Annotated in this window: 26 protein-coding genes; 11 read left to right on the top strand and 15 right to left on the bottom strand. The window is 65.2% G+C overall.

What is annotated here, in order from left to right:
• Together Q0D31_RS15220 and Q0D31_RS15215 are read left to right on the top strand one after the other, a co-directional pair.
• Window positions 1-789: ABC transporter substrate-binding protein (locus Q0D31_RS15220; protein WP_291852410.1), on the top strand; the 789-nt coding region annotated here is incomplete at its 5' end.
• A gap of 150 nt (window positions 790-939) precedes the next feature.
• The gene (locus tag Q0D31_RS15215) at window positions 940-2,238 is read left to right on the top strand and encodes a DUF4147 domain-containing protein (protein ID WP_291852407.1); all 1,299 of its coding nucleotides are present in this window, start codon (window positions 940-942) and stop codon (window positions 2,236-2,238) included.
• Window positions 2,239-2,381: 143 nt separating this feature from the next.
• Here Q0D31_RS15215 and Q0D31_RS15210 read toward each other — a convergent pair whose 3' ends face one another.
• Window positions 2,382-2,897, bottom strand: a complete 516-nt coding sequence (locus Q0D31_RS15210) for a MarR family transcriptional regulator (RefSeq protein WP_291852404.1) — start codon at window positions 2,895-2,897, stop codon at window positions 2,382-2,384.
• Window positions 2,898-3,065: 168 nt separating this feature from the next.
• Between Q0D31_RS15210 and Q0D31_RS15205 the strand changes: the two genes are divergently transcribed.
• From Q0D31_RS15205 to Q0D31_RS15195, 3 genes are read left to right on the top strand one after another with little or no spacing between them, the layout of a single operon-like run.
• Window positions 3,066-4,106 carry a branched-chain amino acid ABC transporter permease gene (locus Q0D31_RS15205; RefSeq protein WP_291852402.1) on the top strand — a complete coding sequence of 347 codons (1,041 nt, stop codon included), beginning with the start codon at window positions 3,066-3,068 and terminating at the stop codon, window positions 4,104-4,106.
• 5 nt (window positions 4,107-4,111) lie between these two features.
• Complete coding sequence (locus Q0D31_RS15200; protein WP_291852398.1) at window positions 4,112-5,881, top strand: branched-chain amino acid ABC transporter ATP-binding protein/permease; 1,770 nt, start codon at window positions 4,112-4,114, stop codon at window positions 5,879-5,881.
• A complete protein-coding gene (locus Q0D31_RS15195; RefSeq protein WP_291852395.1) occupies window positions 5,878-6,606 on the top strand; it encodes an ABC transporter ATP-binding protein in 729 nt (242 codons plus the stop codon). The genes Q0D31_RS15200 and Q0D31_RS15195 overlap by 4 nt, the downstream gene beginning before the upstream one ends.
• Window positions 6,607-6,729: 123 nt before the next feature.
• Here the strand turns inward: Q0D31_RS15195 and Q0D31_RS15190 are convergent, their stop codons facing one another.
• From Q0D31_RS15190 to Q0D31_RS15160, 7 genes are all read right to left on the bottom strand, one after another.
• Window positions 6,730-7,881 (bottom strand): ABC transporter substrate-binding protein, encoded by a 1,152-nt coding sequence (locus Q0D31_RS15190; protein WP_291852391.1) that lies wholly within the window; start codon window positions 7,879-7,881, stop codon window positions 6,730-6,732.
• A gap of 83 nt (window positions 7,882-7,964) precedes the next feature.
• Entirely contained in the window at window positions 7,965-8,384 is a 420-nt protein-coding gene (locus Q0D31_RS15185; protein WP_291852452.1) for a thioesterase family protein, read from the bottom strand.
• A gap of 38 nt (window positions 8,385-8,422) precedes the next feature.
• Window positions 8,423-10,312, bottom strand: a complete 1,890-nt coding sequence (locus tag Q0D31_RS15180; RefSeq protein ID WP_291852388.1) for a feruloyl-CoA synthase — start codon at window positions 10,310-10,312, stop codon at window positions 8,423-8,425.
• A 188-nt stretch (window positions 10,313-10,500) separates the two neighbouring features.
• The gene (locus Q0D31_RS15175; RefSeq protein WP_291852386.1) at window positions 10,501-10,962 is read right to left on the bottom strand and encodes a DUF3237 domain-containing protein; all 462 of its coding nucleotides are present in this window, start codon (window positions 10,960-10,962) and stop codon (window positions 10,501-10,503) included.
• Window positions 10,963-10,966: 4 nt separating this feature from the next.
• Window positions 10,967-12,283 (bottom strand): TRAP transporter large permease, encoded by a 1,317-nt coding sequence (locus Q0D31_RS15170; protein ID WP_291852383.1) that lies wholly within the window; start codon window positions 12,281-12,283, stop codon window positions 10,967-10,969.
• A gap of 3 nt (window positions 12,284-12,286) precedes the next feature.
• On the bottom strand, window positions 12,287-12,796 hold the full coding sequence (locus Q0D31_RS15165; RefSeq protein WP_291852380.1) for a TRAP transporter small permease: 510 nt from the start codon (window positions 12,794-12,796) through the stop codon (window positions 12,287-12,289).
• Between the two features lie 176 nt (window positions 12,797-12,972).
• Window positions 12,973-13,989, bottom strand: a complete 1,017-nt coding sequence (locus tag Q0D31_RS15160; RefSeq protein WP_291852377.1) for a TRAP transporter substrate-binding protein — start codon at window positions 13,987-13,989, stop codon at window positions 12,973-12,975.
• 271 nt (window positions 13,990-14,260) lie between these two features.
• Between Q0D31_RS15160 and pobA the strand changes: the two genes are divergently transcribed.
• Window positions 14,261-15,430, top strand: coding sequence for a 4-hydroxybenzoate 3-monooxygenase (gene pobA, locus Q0D31_RS15155; RefSeq protein WP_291852376.1), 1,170 nt, complete (start codon window positions 14,261-14,263; stop codon window positions 15,428-15,430).
• A gap of 38 nt (window positions 15,431-15,468) precedes the next feature.
• On the opposite strand, the gene Q0D31_RS15150 is transcribed toward pobA, so the two are convergent.
• Window positions 15,469-15,903: a PaaI family thioesterase gene (locus Q0D31_RS15150; protein ID WP_291852374.1), complete on the bottom strand. Its 435-nt coding sequence runs from the start codon at window positions 15,901-15,903 to the stop codon at window positions 15,469-15,471.
• Window positions 15,904-15,951: 48 nt separating this feature from the next.
• Window positions 15,952-16,581 (bottom strand): TetR/AcrR family transcriptional regulator, encoded by a 630-nt coding sequence (locus Q0D31_RS15145; protein ID WP_291852372.1) that lies wholly within the window; start codon window positions 16,579-16,581, stop codon window positions 15,952-15,954.
• Window positions 16,582-16,693: 112 nt separating this feature from the next.
• On the opposite strand from Q0D31_RS15145, the gene Q0D31_RS15140 reads away from it, so the two are divergent.
• Window positions 16,694-17,113, top strand: coding sequence for a PaaI family thioesterase (locus Q0D31_RS15140; protein ID WP_291852369.1), 420 nt, complete (start codon window positions 16,694-16,696; stop codon window positions 17,111-17,113).
• Between the two features lie 106 nt (window positions 17,114-17,219).
• On the opposite strand, the gene Q0D31_RS15135 is transcribed toward Q0D31_RS15140, so the two are convergent.
• On the bottom strand, window positions 17,220-18,113 hold the full coding sequence (locus Q0D31_RS15135; RefSeq protein ID WP_291852367.1) for a LysR family transcriptional regulator: 894 nt from the start codon (window positions 18,111-18,113) through the stop codon (window positions 17,220-17,222).
• A gap of 119 nt (window positions 18,114-18,232) precedes the next feature.
• On the opposite strand from Q0D31_RS15135, the gene Q0D31_RS15130 reads away from it, so the two are divergent.
• Entirely contained in the window at window positions 18,233-18,868 is a 636-nt protein-coding gene (locus tag Q0D31_RS15130; RefSeq protein WP_291852365.1) for a pyridoxamine 5'-phosphate oxidase family protein, read from the top strand.
• Here the strand turns inward: Q0D31_RS15130 and Q0D31_RS15125 are convergent.
• Together Q0D31_RS15125 and Q0D31_RS15120 are read right to left on the bottom strand one after the other, a co-directional pair.
• Entirely contained in the window at window positions 18,865-19,593 is a 729-nt protein-coding gene (locus Q0D31_RS15125; RefSeq protein ID WP_291852363.1) for a glutathione S-transferase family protein, read from the bottom strand. The two genes, Q0D31_RS15130 and Q0D31_RS15125, sit on opposite strands and share 4 nt — an antisense overlap.
• Before the next feature lie 36 nt (window positions 19,594-19,629).
• Window positions 19,630-19,905, bottom strand: a complete 276-nt coding sequence (locus Q0D31_RS15120; protein ID WP_291852361.1) for a hypothetical protein — start codon at window positions 19,903-19,905, stop codon at window positions 19,630-19,632.
• 101 nt (window positions 19,906-20,006) lie between these two features.
• On the opposite strand from Q0D31_RS15120, the gene Q0D31_RS15115 reads away from it, so the two are divergent.
• Both Q0D31_RS15115 and Q0D31_RS15110 read left to right on the top strand, forming a co-directional pair.
• Window positions 20,007-20,705, top strand: coding sequence for a YafY family protein (locus Q0D31_RS15115; protein ID WP_291852359.1), 699 nt, complete (start codon window positions 20,007-20,009; stop codon window positions 20,703-20,705).
• Between the two features lie 62 nt (window positions 20,706-20,767).
• On the top strand, window positions 20,768-21,112 hold the full coding sequence (locus Q0D31_RS15110; RefSeq protein WP_291852357.1) for a YkgJ family cysteine cluster protein: 345 nt from the start codon (window positions 20,768-20,770) through the stop codon (window positions 21,110-21,112).
• 168 nt (window positions 21,113-21,280) lie between these two features.
• Here Q0D31_RS15110 and Q0D31_RS15105 read toward each other — a convergent pair whose 3' ends face one another.
• A complete protein-coding gene (locus tag Q0D31_RS15105) occupies window positions 21,281-21,682 on the bottom strand; it encodes a hypothetical protein (protein WP_291852354.1) in 402 nt (133 codons plus the stop codon).
• Between the two features lie 121 nt (window positions 21,683-21,803).
• Complete coding sequence (locus Q0D31_RS15100) at window positions 21,804-22,157, bottom strand: DUF3307 domain-containing protein (RefSeq protein WP_291852449.1); 354 nt, start codon at window positions 22,155-22,157, stop codon at window positions 21,804-21,806.
• Window positions 22,158-22,580: 423 nt separating this feature from the next.
• Here Q0D31_RS15100 and Q0D31_RS15095 point away from each other — a divergent pair, with 423 nt between their 5' ends.
• Complete coding sequence (locus Q0D31_RS15095) at window positions 22,581-24,020, top strand: TAXI family TRAP transporter solute-binding subunit (protein WP_291852352.1); 1,440 nt, start codon at window positions 22,581-22,583, stop codon at window positions 24,018-24,020.
• Window position 24,021 lies beyond the last annotated feature (1 nt).

Raw genomic sequence — 24,021 nt, 5'->3', positions numbered from 1 at the left:
GAATTCCCCTGGACGATGGGCTGGCAGCCCAACTACCAGAGCGAAGCGGCGATCTATGCCAAGTACATCCTGAAGAACAAGCCGGACGCCAAGATCGCGGTGCTCTACCAGAACGACGATTACGGCAAGGACTACTTGAAGGGCCTGAAGGACGGGCTCGGCGCCAAGGCCGCGTCGATGATCATTGCCGAAGAGAGCTACGAAGTCTCGCAGCCGACCATCGACTCGAACATCGTCAAGCTGAAGTCACTGAACGCCGACGTGTTCTTCAACGTCACCACGCCGAAATTCGCGGCGCAGTCGATCAAGAAGATGAGCGAGATCGGCTGGAAGCCGATGCACTTCCTCAACAACGTCTCGGCTTCGGTCGGCAGCGTGATGAAGCCGGCCGGGTTCGAGAACTCGCAGGACATCATCTCCTCCGCATACCTCAAGGATGCCACCGACAAGCAGTGGGAGAAGGACGCCGGGATGATCGAGTGGAACAAGTTCCTGGACAAGTACTATCCGGAAGCCAACCGCTCCGACGCCTCGGTCATGTACGGCTATACCGTCGCCCAGGGCCTCGTGCATGTGCTGAAGGCGTGCGGCGACGACCTTACCCGCGCCAACGTCATGAAGCAGGCGGCCAGCATCAAGGATCTCGAACTCGGCGGCCTGTTGCCCGGCATCAAGGTCAACACCTCGGCGACCGACTTTGCCCCGATCTCGCAGATGCAGCTGATGAAGTTCAAGGGCGAAACCTGGGAACGCTTCGGCGAAGTGCTTTCCGGCGACGTCGGCGGCTAGCCCTTTCTTGATCCGCTGGCCCCTTTCATGGGCCGGAAGAATCCGCCCCCGCGGGCATCCCGCGGGGGTTTTCTTTTGCGACGATTGGATGGATAAACGCGCGTCCCCATCGCGCTTGCAGGCGTCCTGCGACGCAAATCTGGTGCAGACATGACCGACCGCCGTCCCCTGTTGCGCGCGATCTTCGACGCCGCCGTCGCGGCCGCGCATCCCGACGTCGTGCTGTCGGCGCATTTGCGCCCGGCGCCGAAAGGCCGCGTGATCTGCCTCGCCGCCGGCAAGGGGGCCGCGGCCATGGCGGCGGCGGCCGAACGGCATTACCTCGACGCGCTGACGCTCGACCCGGCGCGGCTGACCGGCATCGCCACCACCCGGCACGGCCATGGCGTGCCGACACGGCGGATCAAGGTGATCGAGGCCGGCCATCCCGTGCCCGACGAGGCCGGGCTGAAAGCCGCCGACGACACCCTGCGTCTCGCCTCCGAGGCGAGCGCGGACGACCTGCTCCTGGTGCTGCTGTCCGGCGGCGGCTCCGCCAACTGGACCGCGCCGGTCGAAGGGGTTTCGTTCGCGCAGAAGCAGCAGGTGACCCGCGCGCTTTTGCGTTCGGGCGCACCGATCGGCGAGATCAACATCGTCCGCAAGCATCTGTCGCGGATCAAGGGCGGCCGGCTGGCCCGGGCCGGCCAACGCGCCGAAATCGTCACGCTGGCGATCTCGGACGTGCCGCGTGACGATGCTTCCGCGATTGCATCCGGACCGACGGTGCCGGATCCCTCGACGCTGGCCGACGCCCGCGCGCTGGTCGCCAAATACGACCTTGCGATCGATGACGCCGTCCGCCGCGCGCTGGACGATCCCCGCAACGAGAGCTGCAAGCCCGGCGATCCCGCCTTCGCCCGCGCGCAGTTCGAGATCATCGCCCGGCCGAAGGCTTCGCTGGCCGCCGCGGCCAAGGTCGCACGCGATGCGGGATACCAGATCGTCGATCTCGGCGCCGATCTCGAGGGCGAGGCGCGCGAGGTTGCCGCCGATCATGCGCGGCTGGCGCTGAAGGCGCACCGCGAAGGCCAGCGCATTGCGATCCTGTCCGGCGGCGAACTCACGGTGACCGTGCGCGGCAACGGCCGCGGCGGCCCCAACCAGGAATATGCGCTGGCGCTCGCGGATCTCTTGAAGGAAACCCCGGGGATCGCGGCGCTGGCTGCGGATACCGATGGCGCCGACGGCGGCGCCGGCAGCGCGGCTGACCCGGCCGGCGCCCTGATCGACCAGACGACATTTGCGAAGATGAAATCGCTCGGCCTCGACGCCGCGGCCTTTCTCGCCAACAACGACGCCACCGCGTTCTTTGCCGCCACCGGCGATCTGCTGCTGACCGGTCCGACGCTGACCAACGTCAACGACGTCAGGGTTGTGCTGGTGGACCCCGTCCGGGTTTCCGGCTAGCCGCAAATCTCGCCCGGCCGCATCGCGGCGGCCTGATTTTTACACACCGTCATTCCGGGGCGATGCAAAGCATCGAACCCGGAATCTCGAGATTCCGGGTCTGGTCCTTCGGACCATCCCGGAATGACGGTGTTAATAGTCGTCTAAAACTCCGTCGCGATCTTCGACAGCATCGCAAGCAGCGCCGCGCGGTTGGCCGAGCCCAGCAGTTCGGTGAGCCGCGCCTCGTGCTTGGCGGCGAGCTTCCTGGCGCGAGACAGCACCGATCTGCCCTTGTCGGTCAGAACCACGATGTGGGAGCGACGGTCGTTGGCCGAACGCATCCGGGCGCAGAGCCCGCGGCTCTCCAGCACGTCCAGCATCGCGACAAAGTTCGGCCGCAGGATGCCCAGCGTGTGGGCTATCTCGGTCTGGTTACGGCCGGGATTCCGGTCGAGCAGCATCAGCACCGAAAATTGCGCCGGCGTCAGCTGCAGCGGCGCGACGCAGCGCAGAAAATCCTCGAATATCCTGAGCTGCGCGCGCTTGAGCGGGTAGCCGATAAATTCAGCCAATTCACCCGGCTGCAGCCCGGCCTCTCCCGACCCATCGGTGGCGAGGTCCTTGGCCGCCGCTCGCGAACGCTTGACGGCATTGGCCGCTGCCCTGGAAACTGCCATCGCTTTCAAGTCCGCCATCGCGCCCAAGGCCCCGCCTGCGTCCCGGGCTTGCTGTTATATTTGGTAATTGTTATTGAATATATCAAATATCGGCGTTGTTCAACCGCCGAGATACTGGTCCGCCGGCCGCGCGAGTTCAGACCGGCGACGCCGAGGGGAGCGCCGGTCTTGAACACGACGATCATGCTGTTCCTGCTGCAGGACGGCATCACCAACGGCGCGATCTACGCGCTGCTCGGGCTGGCGCTGGTGCTGGTGTTCGCCGTCACCCGCGTCATCCTGATTCCGCAGGGCGAGTTCGTCACCTACGGCGCGCTGAGCTACGCCATGCTGGCGACCGGCCAGGTGCCCGGCACCGCCAAGCTGGCGCTTGCCATGGGCGCGGTGTCGTTTGCCCTCGATCTGTTCGATAACAGGCGGTCGCTGCGGCTGAAGCTGCTCGCTCGCTCGCTTGCCCTCAACCTCGTTTTGCCGGCCGTCATCCTGGCCCTGACTTACGGTCTGGCCGGCCCGAAGACTCCGATCGCGGTCAACATCGCGCTGTCGCTGTTGATCGTCGCCGCGATCGGGCTGTTCCTCTACCGCATCGCGTTCCAGCCGCTCGCCCATACCTCGGTGCTGGTGCTGCTGATCGCGTCGGTCGGCTGCCATCTGGCGCTGCAGGGGCTCGGGCTGGTGTTCTTCGGCGCCGAGGGCCTGCGCGGGCCGGCGCTGTCGAACGCGGCGCTGACGATCGGCCCGCTGCGCTTCACCGGCCAGAGTCTGGCCGTCTACGGGCTCACCATCGCCTTCATCGTCGCGCTGTGGCTGTTCTTCGGCTTCACGCTGATGGGCAAGGCGCTGCGCGCCACCGCCGTCAACCGGCTCGGCGCGCGCCTCGTCGGCATCCGCACCACGTTGTCGGGACAGATCGCCTTCCTGCTCGCGTCCCTGATCGGCGCGATCTCGGGAATCCTGATCGTGCCGATCACCACGCTCTATTACGACACCGGCTTCCTGATCGGCCTGAAAGGCTTCATCGCCGCGATCATCGGCGGCCTCGTCAGCTACCCGCTCACCGCGGTCGCGGCCCTCGTGGTCGGCGGCGTCGAGGCGTTCTCCTCGTTCTACGCCAGCAACTTCAAGGAGGTCATCGTCTTCACGCTGATCATCCCGGTGCTGGTGCTGCGTTCGCTCGCAGCGCCCGCGGTCGAGGAAGAGAAGGACTGACGGCGATGCAGCAGCGACTTCCCCTCGTCGTCTTCGCGCTGGTGATGGCGGCGATTCCGTTCATCCCGGGCGTGCCGCCGTTCTGGATCGTGCTGCTCGACAATATCGGCCTTGCCGCGCTGGTGGCGATGGGGCTGGTGTTGCTGACCGGCGTCGGCGGCCTCACCTCGTTCGGCCAGGCCGCCTTCTGCGGCTTCGGCGCCTACACCACGGCGGTCCTGACCACCGCCTATGGCGTCTCGCCGTGGCTGACGCTGCCGCTCTCGCTGCTGGTCAGCGGCCTCGCTGCCGTCGTGCTCGGCATCGTCACGGTGCGATTGTCCGGCCACTATCTGCCGCTCGGCACCATCGCCTGGGGCATCGGGCTGTTCTATCTGTTCAGCAAGCTGGAATTCCTTGGCCGCAACGACGGCATTTCCGGCATCCCGCCGCTTTCGATCGGCAGCCTGAAGATGCTCGATCCCGGCACGATCTACTTTGTGATCTGGATCGCGGTGCTGGTGTCGGCGCTGCTGACCATGAACCTCTTGGATTCCCGCACCGGGCGGGCGATCCGCGCGCTGCGGCGCGGCCACATCGCCGGCGAAGCCTTCGGCGTGCAAACGCCGCGCGCCAAGCTCCTGGTGTTCATCTACGCCGCGGTGCTGGCGGGCCTGTCGGGCTGGCTCTATGCGCATTTCCAGCGCGCCGCCAATCCGACCCCGTTCGGCGCCCATGCCGGCATCGAATATCTGTTCATCGCCGTGGTCGGCGGCGCCGGCCACGTCTGGGGCGCGGTGCTCGGCGCCGGCATTGTGGTGATCCTGAAGGAGATCCTGCAGAGCTATCTGCCGCTGGTGTTCGGCGGCCAGAGCCAGCTCGAAACCATCGTGTTCGGCATCCTGCTGGTGGTGCTGCTGCAACTGGCGCCGACCGGCGTCTGGCCGTGGCTGATGGCGCGGCTGCCGATCAGGCCGGCGCGCAAGATTCCCGACACCTCGCTTGCCCTTGCCCGGCGCGCGCGCGCGGCGGAATCGCCGGCGCCGCTGCTGCGGGTCGAAAAGGCGCGCAAGCAGTTCGGCGGCGTGATCGCCGTCAACGACGTCTCCTTCGAGGTCCGGGCGCGCGAGATCGTCGCCTTGATCGGCCCCAACGGCGCCGGCAAGAGCACGACCTTCAACCTGATCACGGGGGTGCTGACCACGACCGGCGGGAGCATCTCCGTGCTCGGCACCAAGGTCGACAATGCGCCGCCGCAGGAAGTCGTCAGGCTTGGCGTCAGCCGAACCTTTCAGCACGTCAAGCTGGTGCCCGACATGACGGTGCTGGAGAACGTCGCGATCGGCGCGCATCTGCGCGGAAGCGCCGGCGCGCTCGCCAGCATGTTGCGGCTCGACCGGGCCGATGAGGCGAAGCTGCTGGCGGAAGCCGCGCGCCAGATCGAGCGCGTCGGCCTTGGCGACCAGATCGACCAGCCGGCGGGGAGCCTGTCGCTCGGCCAGCAGCGCATCGTCGAAATCGCGCGCGCCTTGTGCGCCGACCCGCTGCTGCTGCTGCTCGACGAGCCGGCCGCCGGCCTGCGGCACCTGGAAAAGCAGCGGCTCGCCGCCCTGCTGCGGCAGTTGCGCGACGGCGGCATGTCAGTGCTGCTGGTCGAACACGACATGGGATTCGTGATGAACCTGGCCGACCGCGTGGTGGTGCTGGATTTCGGTACTGGAATTGCCGAAGGCACGCCGGAGGCGATCAAGTCCAATCCCGAGGTGATCAAGGCCTATCTCGGAGCGAGCACATGAGCGCGCTGCTGTCGATCGCCGACGCGCATGTCGCCTACGGCAAGGTCGAAGCGGTGCGCGGAGTTGCGCTCGAGGTCGCCGACGGCGAGATCGTCACCATCATCGGCGCCAACGGCGCCGGCAAGTCGACGCTGCTGAACGCGATCATGGGCATCCTGCCGCTGAAGGGAAACGCCGCTTTCGCCGGCCTCGACATCACCCCGCTCGACATCGAGGACCGCGTCGTGGCGGGCCTGAGCCTGGTGCCCGAGCACCGTGAGCTGTTCGCCACCATGAATGTCGAGGACAATCTGCAGCTCGGCGCATTCCGGATTCCGAAGGCCGTTGCGGCGACATCGTTCGAGAAAGTCTACGCGCTGTTTCCGCGCCTGAAGGAGCGGCGCAGGCAGCTCGCCGGCACGCTCTCCGGCGGCGAGCAGCAGATGCTGGCGATGGGCCGCGCGCTGATGGGCGCGCCAAGGCTTTTGATGCTGGACGAACCGAGCCTCGGGCTGGCGCCGATCATCGCCGCCGACATCTTCCGCACCATCGGCGAACTGCGCGCCGCCGGCGTCGCGGTGCTGCTGGTGGAGCAGAACGCGCAAGCCGCGCTGCGCATTGCCGACCGCGCCTATGTCATGGAGCTCGGCGGGTTCATCCTGTCGGGTCCGGCCAGCGACATCGCCGCCAACCCGCGCGTGGTGGCGAGCTATCTCGGATTTCAGCGCGAGGGGGGCGGGGTCTAGCCCTCCCGTCATGCCCGGCCTTGTGCCGGCATCGACTTCCTTGCTTCGATCACCCGGAGAATACGTGGATGGCCGGGACAAGCCCGGCCATGACGAAAGGGACATCTTGCGTAGCGCCCGCCGTCACTTCGCCGGGACGTACTTTCCGTCCTTCACCGTCAGGATGATGCGCGCGCGTTCGTCGACGCCGTAGCGGTCCTTTTCGGTGAAGTTGTAGACGCCCTGGCTGGCGGCGATGTCCTTCTCGGTGATCAGCGCCTGGCGGATGGCCTCGCGGAACTCGGGCGTGCCCGGCTTTGAGGTCTTCAGCGCCACCGGCACCACGCGCTTGAGCACTTCGAAGGCGTCGTAGGAATGGCCGGCGAACTGGCTGCGGCTGTTGGCGCCGTACTTGGCCTCATAGGCGGTGTTGAGCGCCAGCCCCGGCTTCTTGGTGAGCGCGCTGTCGGGCTGGGATTCCGGCGACATCACCGGGCCCGAGGCCATGATCACGCCTTCCGCCGCCGTGCCCGCGATGCGGATGAAATCCATGCTGGCGGCGCCGTGGGTCTGGTAGATCAGGCCCTTGTAGCCGCGCTCGCGCAGCGTGGTCTGCGGCAGCGCCGCCGCGGTCCCGGAAGCACCGACCAGAACGGCGTCGGGATTGGCGGCGACCAGCTTCAGAACCTGGCCGGCGACCGAGGTGTCCGGACGGGCGAAGCGCTCCTCGGTGACCATGGCCAGGCCCATCGGGACCGCCTGGGCCTTGAAGTCGTTGGCCCAGAGGTCGCCATAGGAATCGGAGTAGCCGATATAGCCGACGGTCTTGATGCCGTGCGCCTTCATGTGCTCGTACAGCACCTTGCCCATGATCGGGATCGGCTGCGGCATGGCGACCGACCACTTGACCCGCGCTTCGTTGATCGGGAACGGCGCCAGCCCGAAATGCGGAATCCCGGCCTCGTTCGCCACGGTGGAGACCGCGACCGTCGGCGGCGTCGTCGAGGAACCCATGATGATGTCGGCCTTCGATTCAGTGACGAACCGCCGCGCATTGGTGGTTGCCGCGGTCGGGTCGCCGCCGTCGTCGAGCACGATCAGCTTGAGCGGCACGCCGCCGATTTCCTTCGGCACGAAGTCCAGCGAGTTGCGCTCGGGGATGCCGAGCGCGGCCGCCGGCCCCGTCGTGGCAATGGTGATGCCGATCGTGATTTCATTGGCCTGCGCCATGGCCGGCGAGCCCGGCTGGGCAAGGGCCGCGACGATGGCGGCGGCGGACAGCAGAGATTTCCTCATTCATTCCTCCCTTGTCGGTTCTTGTCGGATTCGCGGTCGGCGATGCAAATCAGCCTTCTCTTTAGGTCATGCGGAGGGTTGAGTCAGCCCCGCATGAACCGCTCGACGATCTCCGGCGGCATCGGCGCCGATTTCAGCCGGGCGGGATCGTCCGGATGACGGCCGACCAGCACGCGGGTCTCGAACGCCTCGATCGCGAGCCGCTCGGCCTTGAACACGTTATGGATCACTTCGAAGCTCGATCGCTTGAAACCCTCGATCCGGCTTTCGATCCTGATCCAGTCGCCATGGGTGGAGGGGATGTGGAATCTGGCCCGCGTATCCACCATGGGGATGCCGACCAGGCCATATTTGTGGATGATGTCCTGCTTGGAGAAGCCGGCGGCTTCGAACATGATGGAGGTCGAATCGTCGAACATCGCGAAGTATCGCGGGTAGTAGACGATGTTGGCGGGGTCGCAATCGCCCCACTGGATCTGCACGTCGCGCCGGTTGATGAACAAGGGTATGGTCTCCTCCCTGGTCGAGCGCTGGTTCGAATTCACTGCGGCGTGATCACCGTCGCCGGCGGCGACGGCGAATAAATCTGCTCGATCAGCCCGCTACGGTTCTCAAGCACCGCGCGCTGGTTGATCGAGCCCTTGTCGGTGACCTCGCCGCGGTCGATCGAGAGCGGCGCGTCAAGCAGAACCGCCCGCGTGATCCGGGTCGACGAACCCGTGGCGTCCGCCGAAAGCTTCTGCAGCCGCTCGCGGAACGCCGCGCGGACCAGCGGATCCGCGGCGGCGGCGGCGATATCATCGGGCGGAATCGCCGGATTGATCAGGCGGCAGCCATCGAGGTCGAGCACCACCAGCGCCGATATCTCGTCGCGGTTGATGCCGGCAATCACGGCGTCGCGCACCAGGGGCGCGCAGGCCGCGACCATGCGCGCCCGCAGCGGGCCGACGCTGACCCAGGTGCCGCTGGCAAGCTTGAAGTCCTCGCCGATGCGGCCGTCGAAATCGAACCCGGCATCCAGATTGTCGGGATCGGCCGGACGCAGCGCGTCGCCGAGCCGGTAGAAGCCCTCCTCGTCGAACGCCTTGGCGGTCATGTCAGGCTGACGCCAGTAGCCCGGCATGACGTTCGGCCCCTTGGCGCGAACCTCCAGCTTGCCGTTGTTGGGAACGAGCTTGGCGTCATTGCCAAGCACCGGCAGTCCGACATGCCCGGAGCGGCTGGTGAGCGGGTTGACCGACATGAAGAACGGCGCGGTTTCGGTGGCGCCAAGGCCGGTCAGGACAGGCACGCGATAGCCGGTTTCCTGGACCGCCAGTTCGTCAAAGCTGTTCCAGACGTAAGGCGACATCGCCGCGCCGGAGAAGAACATCGCCTGCAACCGGCCGAAGAAGCTCGCGCGCAGCGCCTGGTCGTCGCGAAGGTACGGCAGCAGCGATTCATAGCCCTTGGGCACGTTGAAATAGACCGTCGGCGAAATCTCCCGCAGGTTTCGCACGCTCTCCTCGATGCCGCCGGGCATCGGCTTGCCGTCGTCGAGGTACATCGAGCCGCCATTATACAAGATGAGCCCGATATTGTGGTTGCCGCCGAAAGTGTGGTTCCATGGCAGCCAGTCGACGATAACAGGCGGCACGTCCTTGAGAAACGCCATCGTCTCGCGGATCATCACCTGGTTGGCGCAGAGCATGCGCTGGGTGTTGATCACGGCCTTGGGGTTGCCGGTCGATCCCGACGTCAGCAGGAATTTTGCGATCGTATCCGGACCGATGGCCGCGTGCGCCGCGTCAAGCCGTGGATGCAACGGCGTCGCCATCAGGTCCGCCAGGCCTGTTACTTCACGCCCGCCTACCGCGGCGCGCGAAGCCGCGATCTCGATTCCACCGGGCACGGTGGCGGTCAGCGCATCGGCGAATTTTTCGGCGTCGTCGGCAAACACCAGGCCGGGCGTCAACAGCTTCATCAGATAGCCCAGCTTGCCGTAGTCGCGCGACAGCAGCGAATAGGCCGGCGAGATCGGGCAGAACGGAATGCCGGCATAGAGCGCGCCGAACGCGACCAGCGCGTGATCGACCGAATTGCCGGAGAGAATGACCACCGGCCTCTCGGCCGAGAGACCGCGCGCCAGCAGCGCGGATGCGATGCGCCGCGATGATACCAGCAACTGCGAATAGGTGATCCGCCGCCAGCCGCGCGCGGCATCGCGTTCCGCCATGAAGACGCGATCGGGCGCGACCTCTGCCCAGTGATGCAGCCGGTCGGTGAGGCGCGCGGGATAGTCACCCAGCCGCGCCTTGGCCCGCAGATAGATGACGCCGTCGCCGCGTCGCTCGATCGACACGGCGGGAGGGCCGAACGAAATCGGGCGCAGCGGCGGCGCGCCGGGCGCGGCTGATGCGATCGAGGCTGAGATGTCAGGCGTGGCGCTCATGTCAGTTCGGCTTCCGCCTTTTGCAATCTTGCGATCCAGAAAGGCGCGAGTGCGGCGCTTCGCCTCCTGGATTCCACGGGCGGGTCTGCGGCAGCGTTTCCCATGGACGACATTGCTTCCTGTCCAGAATAGTTATGTTTTATAACGATCTCGAGCGGAGTCAATATGGCAGCATACAGCGCCCCGTCTCACAGCACCTGATGCACGTCGATGACGACGCGGTCGGCGTGGCGGGCGGCGGAGCCGATGAACAGGTTTTCCATCAGCCAGCGGTACTTCGCAGCCCCGGTCTCGAACCGCGGCACGGTGCGAAAGTAGATCAGCCTGGGGTCAACAGGTTCGCCGCGCTTGAGCTTCTGCAAGAGTTCAACGGGACCGAAGCGCAGGCCCTTGTTCTCGACATAGACCACCGCGCCGTCATCGGTCTCGAAGGCATATTTCGCCTCCAGCTCGATCAACTCGTTGGGCCGGACGATCTGGAAATCCGCACCGAAGGGGCAGACCTTCCCGTTGATGCCCTCGCCCGTCACTTCGCCGCCGGTTATCGGAATGATCCGGCGCACGCCGCTGCCGATCTCGCCGGCCGAGGTCACCTCGCCGATCCGCGCGGTGATGGTGAAGACGTATCGGGTCGAAAGCACAGGCATCATTGGATCAATGTCCCATCCGTTGCGGTAGCCACAGCGCCAGCATCGGGAATGCGATCAGGATCACCAGCCGGATCAGGTCGGTGGCCACGAACGGGATGACGCCGCGGAAAATCGTCGAGAACGAGACGTCCTTGACGACGCTCTTGATGACAAAGACGTTCATGCCGACCGGGGGATGGATCAGGCCAAGCTCCACCGTCATCACGATGATGATGCCGAACCAGATCGGGTCGAAGCCGAGATGCACGATCACCGGAAAGATGATCGGCACCGTCAGGATGATCATGGCCATCGCATCCATCAGGCAGCCGAGCACGAGATACATCACCATGATCAAGGCGAGAATGCCGTAGCGGCCGAGCCCGAGGCCGGTAAGCAGCTCGGTGACCTTTTGCGGCGTCTGCGTCACTGTCAGGAAATATCCGAAGATCAGCGCGCCGATCAGCACGGTGAAGACGGCGGCCGCGGTACGGGTCGCCTGCAGCAGCGAGTTCAGGATCTTCTCGCGGTCGAGCCGCCCGGTCAGCAGGCCGATCAGCAGCGCGCCTGACGCGCCGACGCCACCGGCCTCGGTCGGCGTGAAGCGCGGCAGGAACGGCAGGCCGTAGAGGCCGCCGATCACAAAGACGAACAGCAGCACCGGCGCCCAGATGTTCTTCACGCCGGCAAACCGTTCGCGCCAGCTGGTTTGCGGGCCGACCGGCAGGAAGCCCGGCCGGAAATAGCCGATCAGGGCGATCGTGGCCATGTACATCAGCATGGCGAGCAGGCCGGGAATGATGCCGGCGATGAACAGCTTGCCGATGTCCTGCTCGGTGATGATGCCGTAAACCGCCAGCACGGTCGATGGCGGCAACATAGCCCCCAGCGTGCCGCCGGCCGCGATCACCCCGGTGGCAAAGGATTGCGGATAGCCGAAGCGGCGCATTTCCGGATAGGCCACGGCGGAGAAGGTTGCGGCGGTCGCCACCGACGAGCCGCAGATCGCGGCAAAGCCGCCGCAGGCCGCGACCGTGGCGATGCCGAGCCCGCCGCGCAGATGGCCGACAAAACCGTTCGCGGCGCGAAACAATTCGCGGCTCATGCCTGAATTGCTGACGAACGCGCCCATCAGCAGGAACATCGGAATCACGCCGAAAGTATAGTCAGTCACCGTGCGCATCGAGGTCTGGCCGACCATCTTGAGCGCCGGCGAGAAGCCGACCAGATAGCCGAAACCGGTGACGCCGACGAGGCCCATCGCCATCCCGACCGGCACGCGCAGCAGCATCAGCGCAAACAGCGCGACAAACCCCAGGATGGCGACGGCATCGGTGCTCATCGCCTACTCCACGGACTTGATCTTGGCGTCGTCCATCAGCTCCGGATAGAAGATCAGCCGCCAGGTGCGGATCGCGATCAGCAGCACCGCGGCGGCGTCGCCGGCCCAGGCGACCGCAAAGAACGGCCAGGTCGGCATGTGCATGTCGAAGGTGAGCACGTTGTCGTTATAGGTGCCGCGCACCTTGTCGAACAGCGTCCAGGTCTGCACCGCCACCACGAACAGGAGCACCAGCGTCGCGAACACGTCGATCATGCGCTGGTATCTCGGGCCGACATTGGCCCAGACCAGGTCAACGGTGATATGGCCACCGCGATAGCTGGTGGCGGCGATGCCCCAGAAGATCAGGATGCCCAGCAGCATGCGCCCGATGTCGAACGAGTCCGGGATCGCATAATTCAGCGTATTGCGCAGGATCACTGCGATGAAGATGTTGATGGCGACGATGCCGACGAATCCGGCCGCAATCCATTCGATGGTGTCGATGAAGCGATCCATGGAGGCGCGGTTCATCCCGGAGGTTCCTAAGCGTGATACCGTGTCAGCCGCAAACTCAATTTACCGCTCCCGCTTGCGGGCGCGAGGCGCAGCGGGTGGGAGCTCTCTTCGCTCGAACAGGGTGACTCGCGGCACCACCCCCACCCCGACCCTCCCCCGCAAGAGCGGAAGAGGGAGCGCAGCCGGCGCTCTCATTGCGCGAGCGCGTTGTACTTGGTCAGCGATGCGCGAAGCTCCGCCATGGCCGCGTCCGGATCGACGCCGTTCTTCCTGACGCTCTCGCCCCAGGTCTTGACCAGCGGCTCGGCCGCCTTCTTCCACAGCGCGATCTGCTCCGGCGTCAGCTTGTAGACCTCGCGGTCGGACTGCGCCTTGATCTTTTCGACGCCGGCGTCCTCGAATTTTCCCCAGGGTTCGCCGACCCGGCCGGCGGCCTCGGTGTTGCAATTGTTGTCTACCGCCTTCTTTTGCCGGTCGGACATCTGGTTGTACTTGTCCTTGTTCATCACGAAGGCGAAGGTGGTGACGTAGAGCGGCGCGTCCATGTCGAACTTCGTCACCTTGTCGATGCCGAACAGCACCAGCGACCCCCATGGGAAGGTGACGGCGTCGGCGACGCCGCGCTCGATGATGTCGCGGACTTCCGGCGCCGACGACTGGACATTAGTGCCGCCGAGCAAGGTCACGAAATTCGCCATGGTGGCGTGGGCGGGGCGGACCTTCATGCCCTTGACGTCGTCAGGCACCACGATCTTCTTGGTGCGAGAATGAAACGAGGAGGGCGAATGGATGAAGCCAAGGCAGAACTTGACGTCCTTCATCTCCTTGTCGGCATATTTGCGGTACCAGGCATCGAGCGACATCGAGCCGCCCTTGGCGTCCGACACCAGGAACGGCAGCTCGCCGGCGCCGATCACCGGGAAGCGGCCGGGCTGGTAGCCGGGATTGACATAGGTGACGTCGGCGATGCCGTCGCGCGCCATATCGTAATGGTCGAACGCCTTGCCGAGCTGCTGGGCGGGAAAGACCTTGTACTTGATCGTGCCGCCGGATTCCTTCTCGACCGCCGAACCCCAGTCCTCCAGCGCCTTCTGCAGCGGATGCGACGCCGGGACCCAGTGTGAGAGCTTCAGTTCGAAGGTCTTTTCCTGCGCCAGCGCCGGTGTCACGGCGGCGGCCAGCAGCAGCGCCAGAAACGCTTTCTTCATGGGCTTCCTCCCCTTGGCATGCGGGCTGTTTCGGTCCCCGCCATTGTTACTTGCCTTGTTAGCTGGATCGTCCGCGTTTTCAAGGCCAACATACGCCCGCAGCGGCCTTCGTCGGTGATTTCCAGCCCGCAACCTGCGCCGCGTCGCGGAGCGACGATGCATGGTTTTCGCGCCGACCCACCTGTCAAACTGTGATATGTACCGGTCACCATTGCAAGCCCGCGGGTGGCGCGTCGGGTTTTGGGCCAACAACACTTCAGAGGAGCAGGCCTTGAGGACAAAGGTGGCCATCATCGGCGCAGGTCCGGCCGGATTGTTGCTAGGGCAACTACTTCACCGCCATGGCATCGACAACATCATCGTCGAACGGCAGACGCCGGACTATGTGCTCGGCCGCATCCGCGCCGGCCTGCTCGAGGAGGGCACGGTGGCGCTGCTCGACGAGGTCGGCGCCGGCGCACGCGCCCATCGCGAGGGACTAATTCACCACGGCGTGGAGCTCGCCTTTGGCGGCGCCAGGCACCGCATCGACATGCACGCCGCCACCCGCAAGACCGTGATGATCTACGGCCAGACCGAGGTGACGCTCGACCTGATGAACGCGCGCCAGGCGGCCGGACTTACCACCGTCTACCAGGCCGTCGACGTCAAACCGCATGATTTCGACACCGACCGCCCGCGCCTCACCTATCGCAAGGACGGCGTTGGCCACGAGATCGCCTGCGACTTCATCGCCGGCTGCGACGGCTACCACGGCGTCAGCCGCGCCAGCGTCAAGCCGCCTGCGATCCAGACGTTCGAGCGGATCTATCCGTTCGGCTGGCTCGGCATCCTGTCGGAGACCCCGCCGGTCAGCCGCGAACTGATCTACTCCAACCACGCGCGCGGCTTTGCGCTCTGCACCATGCGCTCGATGCGCCGCAGCCGCTACTACCTGCAGTGCCCGCTTGACGACGACATCGCGCAATGGCCGGATGACCGCTTCTGGGACGAACTGAAGCGCCGGCTGGACCAGAAGGCGGTCGACGAACTCGTCACCGGTCCCTCGATCGAAAAGAGCATCGCGCCGCTGCGCAGCTTTGTCGCCGAGCCGATGCGGTTCGGCCGGATGTTGCTGGCCGGCGACGCCGCCCATATCGTGCCCCCGACCGGCGCCAAGGGGCTGAACCTCGCCGCCAGCGACGTGCATTACCTGTCGCAGGCGCTGCGCGAATTCTACGACGAGAAATCCGAGGCGGGTATTGACGCCTATTCGGCAAGAGCGCTGACGCGGGTCTGGAAGGCGGTGCGGTTCTCCTGGTGGATGACCTCGATGCTGCACAAATTCCCCGACCAGGGCGAATTCGGCGCGCGCATCCAGTTTGCCGAGCTGGAGTATCTCGTCAGCTCGAAAGCCGCATCGGCTTCACTGTCGGAGAACTATGTCGGGCTGCCACTGTAGCGGACAACGCCGCCGTGCGAGCCGATCCGGCTTTCCCCTCACTTGATCTGGAAGTTGCGAGTGGTGGCCAGCACCGCGCCGCATAACGTCTCCCGCTCCGCCGATACGATATAGACATCCGCCGCGCCGACGGAATTGGTGCGGCCGGCCTGCAGCACCCGCCCCTTCGCCCGCAGCTTCTCGCCCCTGGCGACGGCGGTCATCTTGATCGTGAAGTCGATCGTCGATGTCGCCCAGCCCCGCGGCAACAGCGACAGGCAGGACGAGACCGCCGCCACGTCGCCTGCGGTGCCGACCAGCGATGCCGGGAATTGACCAGGCGGCCCCGAGAAGCGGTCATCGAACGGCAGTTCAATCACGACCTGTCCTGGCGCCGCCGAGGCGACACTGATCGAGTATTCCCGCACGAACGCCAGGGCGCCGATGAAGGATTCCAGTTCGGCTTGATCGAGGTGGTCGCGCAGATCTGCCATTTCTACCCCTCCCTGCCCGCCATGCGGCGCGCAAACTTCCTGATTCAATCAGATTCGGGCTCCCGGCTTTCGCGTTGACCCGTTCTCTCGACGCGAGCCCGCCGCCCGATCGCTCGAAAACGCTTTGGCGAGCGATCCAGCCACGTCGTCAATCGGGCTCGCGCTGGCTTCCACCCGCGCGAGGATCAGCGCACCCTCGATCGCCGACACCGCGAGCGTCGCGAGTCGCTTGGCTTCGGCCTTGCCAAAGCCGTCGCGAACCAGCGCACGGGCAATCACCGCGCGCCAGAGGGCGAAGGCTTCGCGGCCGGCGGCCGTGAGCGTGACCGATTGCGGCGCGGATTCGAGCAGCGTGGTGGAGATCGGACAGCCATCGCGAAAGCCCGATTTCGCCATCCAGCCGGCCAGCAGCCTGCAATAGGCCCGGATCATCGACGCCGCGGTGTCGTGCTCGCTTTCGAGCTTCTCCAGCGTCGCGACGAGGCCGGCGCCGGCGAAACGTATCGCGGCCTCAGCGATCTGGTCCTTGCCGTCGGGAAAATAGTGATAGAGCGAGCCCTTCGGGGCGCCGCTGACCGCGACGATCTCGTTGATCCCGGTCGCGGCAAAGCCGTTGCGACGGAACAGCGTCGCCGCCGCCCGCACGATCGCGCCGCGATGCCCCGCCGGAGCCGCCATCTGTTCCTCCGTTGATCCAGCACCGCAATTCTATATAGACTGGTCTATATGTTCAAGGCAAAATGCTGGCCCCGGCGGCGTTTGAGGCAGCCGAGAAACTCGCGAGGCAAACATGTCCGCCACCGACATCCCCGAAGGTTTCGCGCGACACGACCGCAAGAGCCCGCTGACCGACCCCTGGGAGCCGCTGTATTCGAAGCGGACCGACAACGCTGTCATCATCGGACTGCGCCTTGCCAGGCCCCATACCAACGGGCGCGGCCTGATTCACGGCGGGCTGATTGCAGCACTTGCCGACAACGCCATGGGCCATAGCTGCGCGCACCGGATGGGCGGAGCGTTCTCGCTGGTGACGATCGGGCTCGCGGTCGATTTCGTCGGCACCGCCGAAATCGGGCAATGGCTTGCGGTCGAGAGCGAGGTGGTCAAGACCGGCAGGACGATCTGCTTCGCGCAAAGCCTGGTCAAGGCGGACGAGGTCGTGATCGCACGGGCCAACGCGACGTTTCGCGTGGTGCCGAAGAAGCAATGATGTCATTCCGGGATGGTGCGAAGCATCGAACTATGGTGCGCAATTGCGCACCTGAGAATCTCGAGATTCCGGGTCTGGTGCTGGCGCACCATCCCGGAATGACAGCCTAACCAAAACGCCAATCGGCCGTCTCGGTCACGAGATCGACAAAGGTGCGCACCTTGGCCGAGAGCAGCCGTGACGTCGGGTAGACGATGTGGATCGGCAACGCCGGCGGTTCGAACGTCGCGAGCACGATCCTGAGCCTTCGCGCCTTGAGCGATCCCGCCGCCTGATAGGCCAATACCCGCGTCAGCCCGCCGCCCTGCTCGGCATGCTGGATCGCGGCGTCGGCGCTGTTGGTGGAGAAACGCGGCGCGATCGCGACCCGGACCTCGCGACCGTTCTCGACGAAACGCCAGTCGGGGGCGGCGGTCATGGCGCCGAACTGGATGGTGTCGTGGGACGCGAGCGCGGACGGCGCCTTCGGCTCACCGCGCCGCTTGAGATAGTCCGGCGAGGCCACCACGATCCGCCGCATCCGGCCGACCTGGCGCGCCACCAGCGTGGAATCCGGAAGATGGCCGATCCGAACCGCCAGATCGACGCCATCCTCCACCAGGTTGATGACCCGGTCCGACAGCCTGAGGTCGGCAGAGACGTCCGGGTAGCGTTTCAGATAGCCCGACATCACCGGGCTGACGTGAAGCCGGCCAAACCCGTTCGGGGCCGAAACCACCAGACGGCCGCCCGGTGTGATGCGCTCGCCTTCGGCCGCGCTTTCGGCTTCCTCGACATCGCTAACGATGCGGCGGGCGCGCTCCAGGTAGCGTGCGCCGGCATCGGTCAGCGCGACCTGGCGCGTGGTTCGCTGCAGCAATCGCGCGCCGAGACGCCCCTCCAGCGCCGCGATCAGCCGGGTCACGTTCGACGGCGACAGGCCGAGTTTGCGCGCCGCCGGCGCGAACCCGTTGAGGTCGGCGACGGCGACAAACGCCCGCATGGCATCGATCCGGTCCATGTTATTATTTCATATATTGCAACAGTAAGGTGTCAATCCCCGCAATTGTTCGATTTCACGGATAGGGCTATCTGAGAGCCGGGACGGCCGCAGGCGCGACCGGACTTCGGGAGGCCCGAATGTCAGACCTTCACCCTTTTTCCCGCGATGTCGCGTTCACGCCGGCGGTGAAAGCCGTGCAGGCCCGCAAGGGCTCGCGCGACGCCTACGCCCGCGTCGAGCAGGGCGGCGGCTGGCGCACCAAAATCGACGACAATCTCGCGGGCTTCCTCGCCGAAGCCGACAGCCTCTTCTTCGCGACCGCCGCGGCGGACGGCCAGCCCTATGTCCAGCACCGTGGCGGGCCGAAGGGCTTTGTCAAAATCCTCGACCAGAACACCATCGCGTTTGCCGACTACAGCGGCAACCGGCAGTACATCACGCAAGGCAACCTCACGGAGAACCCGAGAGCGTACATCTTCGTGATCGACTATGCGCATCGCCGGCGCGTGAAGATCTGGGGCGATGCGCGCGTGATAGAGGACGATCCGGCGTTGGTGAAATCGCTGATGCCGCAAGGCTACAAGGCACGGCCCGAGCAGGCCATCCTGTTCAGGATCTCGGCATGGGACACCAATTGCCCGCAGCATATCCCGCAGAAGTTCGACGCCGCCGACGTCGCGCAGGCGCTGGCCTCGCGCGACGCCCGCATCGCGGAACTCGAGACGGAACTGGCTGCATTGAAGGAAAGGGCCGCTCCCGCGGACCAGAGCTAGGCGGCTTGCTGCAGCGGCGCCCAGGCGAACTCCGGATAGTATCGCAGCATCATCCGGTCGACATAGGCGGTGAGATTTGTGAACTGCTCGGTCCGCTGCCGCAGCGGAGAATCGAAGAACGGCGTCAGGATTCCGGCGAGGACGCCAAAGGCGGTGGCGTCGGCGCCACACGCCGTATCGCCCATCAGGAACGGCTTGTCGCCGATCTGGACCGACAGCGCAAACAGCGAGCGAACCGCAAGATCGACGTCTTCTTCCGGCGCATGGCGGCCGAGCCCGCTGAGCAGATAGTTCTCCGCCATGCGAAACTGCGCGTCCTCGCGAAGCTTCTCGCGCAGATGCGCCGGCGCCTCATCGAAGAGATGCGCCGGCCCCCTGGCGAAGTTCTCGCCATCGGCCCAGCGCGCGCCCTCCATTGCCCAATAGACATGGTGCTCGACCATCCGTTCGAACGCCCAGGCCTGCGCGCGCGCCTGCAAGCTGAATGGCGCGTCGAAATCGAAACCGTATTTGGCCTCGATGTGCGCACGAATGAAGGTTGAATCGGCAATGGTTTCGGCGGCGTCGACAATGTAGGGCAATTGCCCCTTGGGCGAGGCCGGTGGCCTCGCCCTCTCCTTGCGATAGGCAATGCCGGCCATCTTCAGATGGACCTCGGTCTTGGTCACGAAAGGGCTGATCTCCGGCAGGCCGAAGCCGGCGCCAAAGCCATAGAGGACTATCATGCTGGATATCCCGATCTCCCGAACACGCGCCCGATCCTATTGCCTCCCTGCTGCCACCATGGTGTCAGCAGCGGTAATGCCGGGCGTGCAAGGTGCCTTCTCGTCGCGTATCATCCTGCGAACCAGCACGACCAACTTCGCTTGCGCGAATAACCACGTTGCCGCGAGCGATCGCACCGCCAGATCCAACATCGCCCAGCGCAGGTCGGCGTTGACGCTATGAAGACAAAGCAGTTGCTCAGAGGCCAGGCTCCAGACATTCACAAGCCGCAGGCGGCGCCGATGGCGGCTAACTTCGCCGAGATTTGTCATGGACAAACTCCCTTCAGTTGAGGTGATGTCCGGATATACAGAACGCCTGCTGCCAACATGTTGTCAGCATCTGTCAGTTGGCCGTTAGAAAGAGACAAGCGATGCGGCGGGCCGACCGGCTGTTTCAGATCATTCAGGTGCTCCGGCGGACCCGAAAGCCGCTGACGGCGGATGCGATCGCCGCCGAGCTGGAAACCTCGAAACGGACCATCTATCGCGACATCGCCACGCTGATCGAGCAGCGCGTGCCGATCCGCGGCGAGGCCGGCATGGGCTATGTGCTGGAAAAGGGATTCGACCTGCCGCCGCTGATGCTCACCCCCGATGAAATCGAGGCCTGCGTGCTCGGCGCGCAATGGGTGGCCGGCCATGCCGATCCCGTGCTCGCCCGCGCCGCCGAGGACCTGATGGCGAAAATCGCCGACACCGTCCCCGAACGCCTGCGGCCGTTCGTGCTCGAGCCCGCAAGCCGTGCCCGGCCCGGTTGGAGAAGGGAGCCCGACCGAATCGACATGGTGCGGACGCGGACCCAGATCCACGAGGGCAAGAAGATCACGATGAACTATCGCGATGAGCAGGGGCGCGAGAGCCGGCGCACGATCTGGCCGATCGCGATCGGCTACCTCGAAGCGGTGCGGCTGCTGGCGGCGTGGTGCGAACTGCGCAAGGATTTCCGCAGCTTTCGCACCGACCGCGTCATCGACGCGGTGTACCACGACGAGAAATACCCGGAGCGGCGCGACCTGTTGCGGGCGAAATGGCGGCGCAGCCTGGTCTGGGAGGCGCCAAAGGACGCCTGACCTTTCTGGCTGGAGCCTGCTACCCTCTCGCGCACCGACGCTTTCCCGGCTACACTATTCCCATGAGCGCGACCATCATGGCCGAAAGCCCCTGCCAGGCCTGCGGCGCCTGCTGCAGCTATTCGGCCAATTGGCCGCGCTTCACCACCGAAAGCGATACGGCGCTCGACCTGATTCCGGAGAAGTTCGTCAACGAAGGACTGTCGGGAATGCGCTGCGAGGGCGACCGCTGCGCGGCGCTCTCCGGCAAGGTCGGCGAGATGACGTCGTGCCAGATCTACGCGGTGCGGCCCGAGGTGTGTCGCACCTGCATGCCCGGCGATCCCGAATGCGCCATGGCGCGGAGGCGGCACGGGTTGCCGGCGCTGGCTGTCGTTCCTGCGAACGCAGGAACCCATACCGCGTGACCTATCGATAAGGCAGTGTGGCTCCCGCCTTCTGTAGCAACCAAGGCCGGTGGCTATGGGTCCCCCGATGTGCAATTGCACATCTGAGCTCGCGCTTCGCCTGTCATCGGGCGGCGCTTCGCGCCGACCCGTTGGCTTGGCCGCGACGACGAGAGATTTACCTAACCCTTACGCCGTCACCGCTTCGGCGAGATCCTCGTCCTCGACTTCATCCTCAATCAGCTTGAAGGACGAAAGCGGCCTGGTCGAAAGCGTGATCGGCTTGCGCCCGCCGTAGGAGGCCGAGGTGGAATGCGCGGCCGGTTCGCGCGACAGCGCGTAGAGCGTGGAGCCGACGCGGCCGCCGATCTCAATCAGCTCGCGTTCGACACAGCTTGCCGCGATGGCGACGGCCAGCGCGTGCAGATGGCTGCGGCGGTAGCAGAACAGCGCCAGCATGGCGCGGACCTCGGAAGGAACGCTTTCCACCAGGACCGGCAGGCCATTGGCGTTGGCGCGGTACATCTCGCCGAGCAACTCGTCCCTGACCGGGCAGAAATCATTCTCGAAGGCGTCGCGACTTGAAAACATTACGGGTTCTCCCTTTGCGGAAGATGCCGTGCAAGTCTCTAATGAAGGGTTAACCACAGCCGGCGGTAGAGTTCGAGCGCTCTTGCCATCCGAATCCGACCCGGATTCGGCCGCTCAGGCCTCAGTTCGCCGCCATGAAGATCGCCAGGCCGAAACCGGTCAGGTGGTGTAGCGCCTGATCGACGCCGATCAGCGTCCAGAACCACGGATGCGCCTGCTCCAGCGTCACGCCGAACGAGGACGCGATGATTCCCTTGAGGCGGTCGATGATGATGTGAATGACGAAATCGATCAATGCGACGAACCAGAACCGCGGGGCAACGACCAGGATCAGAACCATCGCTACCGCGAGGTGAACCAGACAATGCGCCAGCAGCGGCAGCGCCCAGCCGGTCTTCTGGTCCTTGCCGATCGCCATCCAGGAGTTTTGCAGCACAAAGTCGGCGATGACGTGCTTCACGGTGAGAAGCAACATCCATCCCACCAGCGCACCAACCGCGACCGTCGAGGACATCGAAGGAAACAACAAAGCTGACGCCCTTTGCTGGGACAGAAGATGCGCGAAAAACCGGGTTGTGGGCCGTCAGCGAATTGTTGTTGTCATACCCGGAAGATTCACAATGCCGGCATTTATGACACCCCGTGGCACGGAATGCACCTGTGGACCGCCCGAAAATCCCTCGGTGTGGCGGAACGGTAATACCGGGGGCTCACGACGCGCCCATCCGCCGAGCGGGGTAGGGTTACCCGCAAGTGGCGGTTTGCAATCCGGCCGGGGCTGGATATTATTCGCCGGCAGGCAAATTGTGGTTCTTTTCTAGGTATTTACCAGTTTATTCGGACGGCCTGCGGCGCCGGTTGAGCGGCCAAAACGTCCCTGATACCGCGGGTACGAGCCATGAGTGCTAGAGCCCCAACGCCGCATCCGCGAACACCGCACCGACGCTTGCCGGTGGTCAAGAACAACCGCTCACAGATCCTGCTGTTTTCGATCCTGACATTGCTGCTGACCGCCGCGACGGTATGGGGCGGCCGGACCTGGCTGCGTCATTCCGAGACGCTGGTATTTGCCGTCGGCGAAGCCCATGGCCCCGAAGCACGCTTCGCGGCCCGGCTCGCCGCCGTGCTGAAGAACAATTCGTCGCGGCTGCTGCTCAAGATCGTACCCAACGGCGACAACGCAAAGGCGCTTCAGCAGTTTGACCGCGGGCAAGCCAACCTCGCGGTATTGCGAACCGACGCCAGGATTCCGCCCCGCGCCCGCGCGCTCGCGGTCCTCGAGCACGATGTGTTTCTGCTGATCAGCCCCGGCGGCAAGAAAATCAAGACCATTGCGGAGCTGAAGAAAAAGAGGATCGCGGTCCAGGCCGACAGCGACAGCAGCGTCGCGCTGGTCCGCAACATTATCGGCCTGTCGGACAACCCGGACGCGGCGGCGCGGGTGCAGATGGCGCCGCCCGCCGCCAGCTTCGACCAGCTGTTCGCGTCGGGTTACGGCGCCGTGGTCAAGGTCGCGCACGCCTCGCGGATCGTGAAGGACAGAAGCTACGAGCAATTCGCCCGGCGCGGCGGCTTCACTCTGAACGCGATCGATTCGGCGAAGGCGATCGCGAGAAAATACCCAGCTTTGTCGGAGGAGACGGTGGCCGCCGGCCTGCTGTCGGCCTCACCCGCGGTGCCCGAGGAGGACCTCGACACGGTCGGGCTGCAATGGCTCCTGGTCGCACAATCCAAGCTTTCGACCACGACCGTGAGCGACCTGGCGCGGATCATCTACGAGAACAAGGCCGATCTCGCGCTCGACAGCGGCTTCGCCTCCAGGATCGAACCGGCCGCGACCGACAAGGACGCCTTCATCGTCGCGCATCCCGGCGCGACCCAATACATCAACGACGACATCAAATCGTTCCTGGAGCGATACAGCGACCTGATGTATGTCGGCCTGGCGGCGCTGAGCATCATCGGCTCGATCTTTGCCGCCATCTACGCCAAGATCACGCGGGTCGCGCCGGAGAAGGCGAGCGGGCTTGCGACCGCCATCCTCGATATCGGCGAACGCGTCGAGTACGCCACCTCCCTCGACGCCCTCGACGAGCTCCAGGACGAACTGGAAACCACCCTGCGGCGGGTGGTGATAGGCCTGCGCGACGGCACCCTCTCCAGCGACGGGCTCGACACCTTCAAGCTCGGCTATGAATTCGTGCGCGACGAGATCGGCATGCGCCGCGACCATCTCAAACGGCACGCCGCCAAGGAGATCGCCGTCAAGGATGTTGCGGCAAACGAGCCTTCCCGTGATGACAAGGTCGTGGCGGTGAAGGCCGCGCACAGCGCGTGAA

Source organism: Bradyrhizobium sp. (assembly GCF_022844465.1).
Taxonomy (GTDB): domain Bacteria; phylum Pseudomonadota; class Alphaproteobacteria; order Rhizobiales; family Xanthobacteraceae; genus Bradyrhizobium.
Note: the sequence above shows the minus strand (reverse complement) of the source record. Positions and strands in the feature narration are given on the sequence as shown.

Excerpts from the sequence above, each read along its gene's own strand:
- Q0D31_RS15100 (WP_291852449.1), bottom strand. The coding sequence starts at position 22,157 with ATGTTGCTTCTCACCGTGAAGCACGTCATCGCCGACTTTGTGCTGCAA.
- Q0D31_RS15215 (WP_291852407.1), top strand. The coding sequence starts at position 940 with ATGACCGACCGCCGTCCCCTGTTGCGCGCGATCTTCGACGCCGCCGTC.
- Q0D31_RS15190 (WP_291852391.1), bottom strand. The coding sequence starts at position 7,881 with ATGAGGAAATCTCTGCTGTCCGCCGCCGCCATCGTCGCGGCCCTTGCC.
- Q0D31_RS15180 (WP_291852388.1), bottom strand. The coding sequence starts at position 10,312 with ATGAGCGCCACGCCTGACATCTCAGCCTCGATCGCATCAGCCGCGCCC.
- Q0D31_RS15120 (WP_291852361.1), bottom strand. The coding sequence starts at position 19,905 with ATGACAAATCTCGGCGAAGTTAGCCGCCATCGGCGCCGCCTGCGGCTT.
- Q0D31_RS15110 (WP_291852357.1), top strand. The coding sequence starts at position 20,768 with ATGAGCGCGACCATCATGGCCGAAAGCCCCTGCCAGGCCTGCGGCGCC.
- Q0D31_RS15140 (WP_291852369.1), top strand. The coding sequence starts at position 16,694 with ATGTCCGCCACCGACATCCCCGAAGGTTTCGCGCGACACGACCGCAAG.
- Q0D31_RS15145 (WP_291852372.1), bottom strand. The coding sequence starts at position 16,581 with ATGGCGGCTCCGGCGGGGCATCGCGGCGCGATCGTGCGGGCGGCGGCG.
- Q0D31_RS15130 (WP_291852365.1), top strand. The coding sequence starts at position 18,233 with ATGTCAGACCTTCACCCTTTTTCCCGCGATGTCGCGTTCACGCCGGCG.
- Q0D31_RS15095 (WP_291852352.1), top strand. The coding sequence starts at position 22,581 with ATGAGTGCTAGAGCCCCAACGCCGCATCCGCGAACACCGCACCGACGC.
- Q0D31_RS15195 (WP_291852395.1), top strand. The coding sequence starts at position 5,878 with ATGAGCGCGCTGCTGTCGATCGCCGACGCGCATGTCGCCTACGGCAAG.
- Q0D31_RS15105 (WP_291852354.1), bottom strand. The coding sequence starts at position 21,682 with ATGTTTTCAAGTCGCGACGCCTTCGAGAATGATTTCTGCCCGGTCAGG.
- Q0D31_RS15135 (WP_291852367.1), bottom strand. The coding sequence starts at position 18,113 with ATGGACCGGATCGATGCCATGCGGGCGTTTGTCGCCGTCGCCGACCTC.
- Q0D31_RS15210 (WP_291852404.1), bottom strand. The coding sequence starts at position 2,897 with ATGGCAGTTTCCAGGGCAGCGGCCAATGCCGTCAAGCGTTCGCGAGCG.
- Q0D31_RS15150 (WP_291852374.1), bottom strand. The coding sequence starts at position 15,903 with ATGGCAGATCTGCGCGACCACCTCGATCAAGCCGAACTGGAATCCTTC.
- Q0D31_RS15170 (WP_291852383.1), bottom strand. The coding sequence starts at position 12,283 with ATGAGCACCGATGCCGTCGCCATCCTGGGGTTTGTCGCGCTGTTTGCG.
- Q0D31_RS15165 (WP_291852380.1), bottom strand. The coding sequence starts at position 12,796 with ATGAACCGCGCCTCCATGGATCGCTTCATCGACACCATCGAATGGATT.
- Q0D31_RS15200 (WP_291852398.1), top strand. The coding sequence starts at position 4,112 with ATGCAGCAGCGACTTCCCCTCGTCGTCTTCGCGCTGGTGATGGCGGCG.
- Q0D31_RS15125 (WP_291852363.1), bottom strand. The coding sequence starts at position 19,593 with ATGATAGTCCTCTATGGCTTTGGCGCCGGCTTCGGCCTGCCGGAGATC.
- Q0D31_RS15160 (WP_291852377.1), bottom strand. The coding sequence starts at position 13,989 with ATGAAGAAAGCGTTTCTGGCGCTGCTGCTGGCCGCCGCCGTGACACCG.
- Q0D31_RS15175 (WP_291852386.1), bottom strand. The coding sequence starts at position 10,962 with ATGATGCCTGTGCTTTCGACCCGATACGTCTTCACCATCACCGCGCGG.
- Q0D31_RS15115 (WP_291852359.1), top strand. The coding sequence starts at position 20,007 with ATGCGGCGGGCCGACCGGCTGTTTCAGATCATTCAGGTGCTCCGGCGG.